This window comes from Mesorhizobium alhagi CCNWXJ12-2 (assembly GCF_000236565.1).
In the GTDB taxonomy this organism is placed as follows: domain Bacteria; phylum Pseudomonadota; class Alphaproteobacteria; order Rhizobiales; family Rhizobiaceae; genus Allomesorhizobium; species Allomesorhizobium alhagi.
The window spans coordinates 1-2,165 of the sequence record NZ_AHAM01000352.1 but is presented as its reverse complement, the minus strand read 5'-3'; the positions used below and the strand labels follow the sequence as shown (position 1 = coordinate 2,165).

The 2,165-nt window shown below is 64.2% G+C and carries 2 protein-coding genes; both read right to left on the bottom strand.

The genetic code is table 11. The features are described from left to right. Nucleotides 1–1,272: 2Fe-2S iron-sulfur cluster-binding protein (locus MAXJ12_RS34080; protein ID WP_040589763.1), on the bottom strand; the 1,272-nt coding region annotated here is incomplete at its 3' end. 1 nt (nucleotide 1,273) lies between these two features. Continuing rightward, a partial coding sequence (locus MAXJ12_RS34075; RefSeq protein ID WP_008840816.1) for an NADH-ubiquinone oxidoreductase-F iron-sulfur binding region domain-containing protein occupies nucleotides 1,274–2,165 on the bottom strand: 892 nt, incomplete at its 5' end.

Here is a 2,165-nt window from a genome sequence, read left to right as displayed (position 1 = left end):
GGTCGCGGCGACCGGATGGTTGGTGGTCGGGCGCGCGCCGATGACGATGATGCAGTCGGCCTTCAGCGCGTCGTTGAAGGGGGCCGACACCGCGCCCGAGCCGACGCCTTCCATCAGCGCGGCGACCGAAGAGGCGTGGCAGAGCCGCGTGCAGTGGTCGACATTGTTGGTTCCAAAACCCTGGCGCACCAGCTTCTGGAACAGGTAGGCCTCTTCATTCGAGCCCTTGGCCGATCCAAAGCCGGCCAGCGCCTGACCGCCGCGCGTGTCGAGGATCTTTTTCAGGCCGCCGGCCGCGCGTTCCAGCGCTTCTTCCCATGTGGCTTCGCGGAACACGGTCAGCGGGTCGACGCCGCGCATATCCTGATCGCCCGATTTGCGAGCGTCGTCGCGGCGGATCAGCGGCCTGGTCAGCCGTTCCGGCGACATCGCATAGTCGAAGCCGAACCGGCCCTTGACGCAGAGCCGGTTCTCGTTGGCGTAGCCGTTGCGGCCGTCGACCTGGACTATTCTGTTGTCCTTGACGGCGACGCTGGTCTGGCAGCCGACGCCGCAGAACGGGCACAAACTGTCGACGACCTTGTCGAATTCCTGGACCACACGGGTCTTGCCGGCCTCGTCCATCAGCGACTTTTCGTAGAGCGCGCCGGTCGGGCAGGCCTGCACGCATTCACCGCAGGTCACGCAGGTCGACAGGCCCATCGGATCGTGCATGTCGAAGACGGGAACCGAGTGGTTGCCGCGCTCGGCCATGCCGATCACATCGTTGACCTGGACCTCGCGGCAGGCGCGGACGCAGGCGCCGCACGCAATGCAGGCATCGAGATTGACGGCGATGGCTGGGTTGGAAATATCGAATTCCGGCCTGACGTCGTCGCTTGCGAATTTGGATTCGTAGCGGTCGCCGGAAATCCCCATCGACGAGGCCCATTGCCAGAAGGCCGACTGGTTGTCTGGACCGTCGCTCGCCGGCCGCATATTGCTGGCGAGCAGCTCGAACACCATTTCGCGCGACTTTTCGGCGCGCTCGGTGTCGGTCTTCACGATCATACCGGCGGAAGGCTTGCGGATGCAGGAGGCGGCCAGCACGCGCTCGCCTTCGATGTCGACCATGCAGGCGCGGCAATTGCCGTCGGGCCGGTAGCCGGGCATGTCGACATGGCAAAGATGCGGGATCCTCGTGCCTTCGCGCTTGGCAACGTCCCAGATGGTCTCGCCTTCGGTGGCGGTGACCGGCTTTCCGTCAAGGGTGAATGCGATCTGGTTCGTCATCTCAAAGCTCATCCCGGAAATGCGTCAGCAGGTGATTTACCGGATTGGGCGCTGCCTGGCCAAGTCCGCAAATGGACGCGTCGCGCATCACCATTTCAAGGTTGCGCATCGCGGTCTCGTCTGGGGCTTCCCGCTTCTTGAGCAGCGTCACCATCTTTTCGGTGCCTTCGCGACAGGGCGTACACTGGCCGCAGCTCTCATGCTTGAAGAACTTCAGCAAGTTGACGGTCACGTCCTTTATGCTGTCGGCCTGCGAAAACACGACGATCGCATGGGATCCGACGAAAGCGCCCTGTTTGGCGAGCTCGCCGCCAAAATCGAGTTCGATATCACCCATCGAAGCCGGCAGGATGCCGCCCGAGGCGCCGCCTGGCAGATAGGCCTTGAACTCGTGGCCTTCGGCCATGCCGCCGCAATAATCGTCGATCAGCTCGCGCACCGTGACGCCGGCCGGCGCCAGCTTGACGCCCGGGTTCTTCACCCGGCCCGAAACGGACCACGACCTGATCCCGGGATGGCCTGGCTTGCCCTGTGCGGCGAACCATTCCGCGCCCTTCTCGACGATGTCGCGGATCCACCACAGCGTCTCGACATTGTGATTGAGCGTCGGGCGTCCGAAAAGGCCTACTTCGGCTATATAGGGCGGCCGGTGGCGGGGCATGCCGCGCTTGCCTTCGATGCTTTCCAGCATCGCGCTTTCCTCGCCGCAGATATAGGCGCCGGCGCCGCGCCTGAGCTCGATGAAGCCGGGCTGGACGATGCCGGCCCGCTCGAGCGCCGCTATTTCGGTGCGCAAAATCTGCAGGACCGCCGGGTATTCATCGCGCATGTAATAATAGATGCGCTCCGCCTCGACCGCATGGGCGGCGATCAGCGCGCCCTCGAAGGTCCGG